The organism is Coleofasciculus sp. E1-EBD-02, from assembly GCF_040218245.1.
Taxonomy (GTDB): Bacteria; Cyanobacteriota; Cyanobacteriia; order Cyanobacteriales; family Coleofasciculaceae; genus Coleofasciculus.
The window spans coordinates 1-6,599 of sequence record NZ_JAVJQN010000012.1; the positions used below are offsets into that span (position 1 = coordinate 1).

Sequence of the window (6,599 nt, forward strand, 5' to 3'; positions counted from 1 at the left end):
CCTCAAAGGAGAAAACACGACACCCGCAAGGGTAAACGTCGTGTGCCTGGGAACCTGGAAAGACAATTAGAGTTGTTTTCCCAGGATATGTGGAATGTGAGTTCCGCAGAATCCCCCTTTTTCTAAAAGGGGGAGTGTCAAGCCGCGCACTTCACCGGAGTCGTAGTACAGGGGAACGGCTTTGCCATACAGGAAGAGCACTGTGCCATCCTCAAAGACAAATTCGATTTCATCGACAACCTCTTGTCCGGTTCTAGCCGCACGCTGCATCGGTAAGTCTTGGGGGAGAAATTCTTGTCCGTTTTTATATTGTTTAAAGGGCAGGGGATGGGAACCATCCGCAGGGGTTGCGGTTGTTACGGAACCGGGTGGCATTCTCATTAAATTGTACGCCGTCCGGTTAGCCGTCATCTGGTGACAGTCAGGATCATGGGCAATCCAAAGCGCGGCTGGGGTAATTTCCATTAAGGTTTCTAACTCTTGCACTCTGGCGTGGGCAAAGGCTTCACTGATGCGTAAGGCGGCTTCTACCCGCTTGAGTTCAGAAATTTCCATGATGGTGACACCCACTCCCAATAGTTCACCATCGGGTAAGCAAACGGGGAAGTGATTGGCTAAAGCATGGCGATAAACGCCGGGTTGAACTTCACCACTAAACTCAAAGTTCAGCCTCGGTTGCTGAGTCTGTAAAATCTGATCCAGCATGGGGGCAAATTCAGGTGCCATCTGTGGCACAACCTCCCAGAGAGTACGACCTAAATGTTGACTCAGGGGGACGCCATTCATTGTCGCTAAGGCTTCATTGGCATAAAGATAGCGTAAGTCATGGTCAAAAAATGCCATGCCAATGGGGGAACTGGCAATAAAGGCATTGAGAACCGTTTCACTTTTGCGTAGTGCGAACTCGGCTTGTTTTTGTTCGGTAATATCGCTAAAGGAAATGGCGACGCCATCGTCTAATTTGACTGCCATGTTGCGAAACCAGCCAACAATTCCTTCGGATTCGTAGCGCACTTCGATATCATGGGGGTTTCCGGTTTCTACGACGTTGACATAGCGTTCAAATAAGTCACTATTGGTTTGATTCCCTGGCAGGATATTAAGCAGGCGTTGACCGAGTAACTCGGAAACCGAATGATTCAGCATTTTTGCCGCCATGGGATTGACATAAGTCCACTCAAAATCAATGATGTTTCCGGCAGGATTGCGAAGGCTTTTCAGGATAGTAAACCCATCTAAGGATAGATCTTGGGCAACCCGAAATCGTTCTTGACTGAGGCGTAGCGCTTTCTTTGCCTGTTTACGTTCAGTAATGTCTCGACAGATGGATTGAACGGTGGGCAAACCATCCAGCATAAATAGGGTGGAACTGACTTCAACGGGAATTTTTTGACCGTCTTTGGTGCGATGTACTGATTCGATAACCACTCGTTTCTCTTGCAACAATTTCTGGAAACTGAGGTTAATATCGGCTAAGGGGAAGTCCACTACATCCGCAACCGATAGGGTGAGGAGTTCTTGCCGGGTATAGCCTAACCGTTTACAAGCTTGTTCATTCACCTCAATTAATTGTCCGGGTTGATTGTCGGGAGTGAGGGGATAAACGAGTACCCAATCTTCCATGCCATTAAATAAGGTGCTAAAGCGCTGTTCTCTCTCCCTTAAAGCGGCTTCTGTTTGTTTGAGATCGGTAATATCGTTAATGAAGGCATAGAAGCCTTTCACATTCCCTTGCGGATCACTATCGGGGATATACTGCCTGCTAACATAGCGTGACTCCCCATCTTCAAACGGCATCCACATTTCAACCTTTACGGATTCACCCGCTAGGGCGGCTTCAATATCCCGGCGCATATATTCATAGACGGTTGCACCGACAAAGTCTGCCACAGATTGACCAATTAATTGTTCGGCTGGATATCCAAACCAAGTGGTAAAGGCACTATTGACGAAGCGGTAACGGCAATCTGAATCCACATACGCAATTAGCGCCGGAATTGCATCTGTAATTAAGCGCAAATCGGTTTCCCGTTGTTTCAGGGTGGCTTCGGTTGCTTTGCGATCGCTAATATCGATGGTGCTACCAATCACACGAATCGGATGTCCTTGATCATCTCGCGTCACCACCAATCCTTGATCCAAGATATGAATATAGTAGTTGTTTTTGTGAAGAACACGATATTCGACGTGATAGGAATCCCCCTGACTCAACGCCGTTGCTGTCTCCTGATCTATTCGTTCCACGTCATCAGGATGAATGCGATCGCGCCACCAGTTGACAGTGGGTTCGGCTTCGCTGAGGGAATAGCCTAAAATGTTGGTGAGTCCATCGGTTCGTTCTACTCGATTCGTGGTAATCTGCCAATCATAAATTAGCGCATTTACTGCCCGGGCAGCGAATTGGAATCGTTCGTTGGCAAGGCGTAGGCATTCTTCTTGCTGGCGTAGTTCAGTTTCAACCTGTTTTTGGGTGGTGGCGTCGAATAATGTGCCGATTACCCGAATAGCTTTCCCGGTTTGATTCCGTAGAATATAGCCGCGATCTAAAATATGGGCGTAGCTACCATCTGTCTTTTGATAGCGATACTCCGCCATCCAGCGATCGCCTGTACCCGCGAGTGTCTCTTTGAAGCTAGCAACAACCTCGTCGCGATCATCGGGATGCAGGTGTTCAATCCACCATTCCCAGGAATTCGCCGTTGACTGTGGGCGATCGCCTAAACGTTCATTGTATGCTGCGTTCCAGCTAATGATACCTTGTTCTAAGTCACACTCATAGATGGCATCTTTTGTCGCCCGCAGTACCAAAGATAGGCGTTCTTCCGTTTTCTCTAAGCGGGTTTCCACCGTCTGGCGCGTTTCTCGTTCCTGCGCCAGTTGCTGTTTATAGTCACCAATCTCGTCTTCTAACTCGCCCACTCGTTGTTGTAATGCCACAACTTGATCAAGAAGGGGGTTGGCTTCATTTTTCATCGTTTTACTCCTTCTGATCAAACCTGTGATGACTCCAACTCGATGGAAGCATCCTAATTTTAGATTGTAGAAGCTTGGCTGGAAGATGAGTTAATTCTGTAATATTCATACACCAATCCCTATACTCTTGTGGGATTAGCGTCTTATTAAGACTAACGTTAATCCGTTTGAGAACTAGACTATGCAGATTTTAAGTTTTTCACCTATATCTATGGGTATATTTATGTGTTAGACAGAGATCCCCGACTTCTCACAGAAGTCGGGGATCTGGTAGAAGACTTAATCAGGGCTGGCTGCATCAATAAAGATGGGGTTGAAACTGTTGCCTGTTGCCTGTTCCCTGTTCCCTCTCCCCACCACAAGACTCCTTACAGCAGCCCCTAATTAGACATCATTTACCGATAATCAGCCGTCTGAATATACTGTAACCGCGCCGCATCCCGGATTCCATACTCGGGGCGACAGAATCGGTCTAATTGCGCTTCAAAAAATGCCCGATTTGCCTGTAAATGCTTCGGATTTGGGTCATCTAAGGGATACAACAGTGCGGTTCGTAACGCCTGAAATACCGCCGATGTCACACAATACATCGATCGCTGAAAGGTTACACCAATTTGATTCAGGATATCATTTTCACGGCGACAGCGCTTTTCATAGAAGTCTCGCAGATAAGGAGGTAAGAAATGTAACATATCCTGCATCAACAATGTCGGCGGAACGCCCGCCGAACCCACGGGGAATTTATCCGCATAGAGAACCCCATAATGGAAGTCTTTCTGATCACTGGGAACTTCCCCTGCTTGGGCATTATAGGACTTCGTACCCCTAAACGGTGCAGTCCGATAAAATACCGACTCCACATAAGGAAGCGCTGCTTCATACAGCCAGGTAAACCCCTTGGACTTGGGAATCACTTCATAGCATTCCCCCTTAACATACACATGATGATAGATCGGACGTCCCGCGATCGCGAATATGCCATTCACCAAAAAGTTCATCGCTTCGGGGACAGAGGTGATTTTTCCTTCATCGTAGAGATCAGATACCTCAAAGAACACCGGTGCCATTACTTCCCAGAATAGCCCCAACAGACTATAATAGGACGCCTGACGACACTGTTCAATAAACATTTCTGGGAACAGCTTATGCCATCCCAGCATCACCGGATTTCCTTTAAAATACGCCTCAATTGCCCGATTCGCATTGTCCTTATACTCCTGGGTATCCAGATACGGATCAAACTGATTCACTGGGGCGTACATATTCCGATGCCAAAGCATTGCCCGCATACAAGCTTCAGCAAACTCCATATTAATCCGGTCATGCCACAAGTGATGCAACAACTTGGGCATTTTCTGGGTTTCCCCTTTCTCAATAAATTCCACAAGTTCCGGATGCGCCGTTGCTTGACCCCGCCAAATCCGTAAATCGGCATCATCCCCCGCATAATGATTATGGAGGTCTAAATATTCTTTGGGCAGGAAATATTTAAAGAAGGGAAACGGATTCAAAAAGACTCGTTCGCCAATATAAAGCAAATCCCGCCAATAGAAATCCATTGGCACCGCATACGCCTTCCAGATACCAATAATTTGCATCAAATTTTCTGGCGTATCGGGAACCATCGCCCCCCCAGCTTCCAAGCGGTGAACAATATCCGCCAATTCATGCTGAGACGGGGGTAATTTCGTGGCTGGTTTTGTTGGAGTTTGTACCATGGTTATCAAGTTTTGAGTGTTAACCCTTCACGTTGTTCAAGGAAATGATTTTTAATGCTGTAGGGGCGGGTTTAGGGATTAATATTGATTGTTGTCCCTAGCTTGGCTACAAAACCCGCCCGTTGTTCACGTAAAAGAACTACAAATGACGAATGACAAATGACTAATGACTAATGACTAATCACCTGAGTCGGAACCGCCGAAACAATCGAATTCGTCGTCGTTTCTGTCCACCGAACCAACCAAGTTGGTTGAATACCCAGGAAGAAAATAATCACCGCCAAAATAATCGCAGGTGCCTTTTCATTCCAGAGAACTTTCGGATAGTAAGCCTTACGATTATCCAGTTTGCCAAAACAAGTACGATTCAGCAGAATCACAAAATAAACCGCCGTCAACCCGGACGCAAAAATACATAACAGGGTTTGCCAAGGAAGTACCGCATAACTCCCTTGAAACACCAGAAACTCTGCCACAAATCCAACTAAACCGGGAATCCCCGCACTTGCCATTCCCCCTAAAATCAATAACGCACTCACCAATGGTAAACCCCGCGTTGGATTCATCAACCCATTCAAAACATTCAACTCGCGAGTTCCCACCTTAGTTTCCACCACCCCAACCAAATAAAACAGAATCGCCAGAATAATCCCATGACTCACCATCTGAGTCACACACCCCAAAAGACTCAACGGCGTTAACGCTGCGGCGGCGACAACGATATACCCCATGTGACCAATGGAACTATACGCCACCATCCGTTTAATATCTTTTTGGGCGATCGCACTCAATGCACCATACAATACACTCACCACGCCAACAATTGACAATCCCGGTGCTACCAATGACCAGGCTTCGGGAAACAATTGTAACCCATAGCGTACCAACCCATAGGTTCCCATCTTCGCCACCACACCCCCTAACAGAATTGCCACCACAGGTGACGCTTCCACATAAGCATCGGGTAACCAAGTATGTAAGGGAACCAGGGGAATTTTAATCCCAAATCCGACTAACAGAATTGTCAGCAGAATCAACTGAGTGGTTAACGATAACCCTTGAGTTTGAATCGCCTCATAATTAAAGCTAGTCGAATTACTCAGCCACGTAATCCCCAAAAATGCCGCCAAAATCAGAATTCCGGAAACAGCGGTATAGATGAGAAACTTCATCGCCGCATATTCCCGCTTGCTTCCCCCCCAAATTGCAATTAACAGGTACAAGGGAATCAACACCAATTCATAGAATAGGACAAACAGCAACAAATTCTGTGCCAGAAACGCCCCAGTCACCCCTGCATTCACCAACAAAATCAGGGCATATTTAAGGCGCAGCCGTTCCACATCAACGCGGCTACTAAAAATAACCACCCAGTTCAACAAACTCCCCAACGCCAGCAACGGAAACGATAAACCATCCGCCCCTAACTTGTAGGATAATCCTAGTTGAGGAATCCAGGTCAACTCCTCTTGAAACTGCCAACCGGAATAGGTGATATCAAACTGCGTGGCTAGCCACAACGTCACCAAAACAATCGCCGTCGCCACCGCCAAAGCAATCGCCCGGAGTCGTGTTTTTGCCACTTCTCCCGGCAGAAATCCAACTATAATCGCACCAACAACAGGTAACCCAATCAGCGTACTCAGCATAATTCTGTCAAAAATTCCAACTCAAAACGCTTCCACTTAATCGGGGCGAGTTGATCAATCTCTAACTAACTAGAAATGATTCAGTTCAACCCACCCCGAAACCCTCAAACCTCAAAACACGCTATCCCACGTCTCCCCATTTAACATCCCTCTAAACAGTGAACACATCCATTCCTCCACCACCTCACTTAACCCCTCTGCGTCCCTCTGCGCTAACCTCTGCGTTCCTCTGCGTTAAAAAAACACATCTTTCACCACC

The 6,599-nt window shown here is 46.9% G+C and carries 3 protein-coding genes; all 3 read right to left on the reverse strand.

The genetic code is table 11. The features are described 5' to 3' along the window. Window positions 1-66 precede the first annotated feature (66 nt). Window positions 67-2,973 (reverse strand): PAS domain-containing protein, encoded by a 2,907-nt coding sequence (locus RIC07_RS02055; RefSeq protein WP_446393058.1) that lies wholly within the window; start codon window positions 2,971-2,973, stop codon window positions 67-69. Between the two features lie 395 nt (window positions 2,974-3,368). Further along, complete coding sequence (locus RIC07_RS02060) at window positions 3,369-4,691, reverse strand: CO2 hydration protein (RefSeq protein WP_446393059.1); 1,323 nt, start codon at window positions 4,689-4,691, stop codon at window positions 3,369-3,371. A 170-nt stretch (window positions 4,692-4,861) separates the two neighbouring features. Then, window positions 4,862-6,340, reverse strand: coding sequence for an NADH-quinone oxidoreductase subunit M (locus tag RIC07_RS02065; RefSeq protein ID WP_446393060.1), 1,479 nt, complete (start codon window positions 6,338-6,340; stop codon window positions 4,862-4,864). Window positions 6,341-6,599 lie beyond the last annotated feature (259 nt).

Coding starts and splice junctions, on each gene's coding strand:
- RIC07_RS02055 (WP_446393058.1), bottom strand. CDS start 2,973: ATGAAAAATGAAGCCAACCCCCTTCTTGATCAAGTTGTGGCATTACAA.
- RIC07_RS02060 (WP_446393059.1), bottom strand. CDS start 4,691: ATGGTACAAACTCCAACAAAACCAGCCACGAAATTACCCCCGTCTCAG.
- RIC07_RS02065 (WP_446393060.1), bottom strand. CDS start 6,340: ATGCTGAGTACGCTGATTGGGTTACCTGTTGTTGGTGCGATTATAGTT.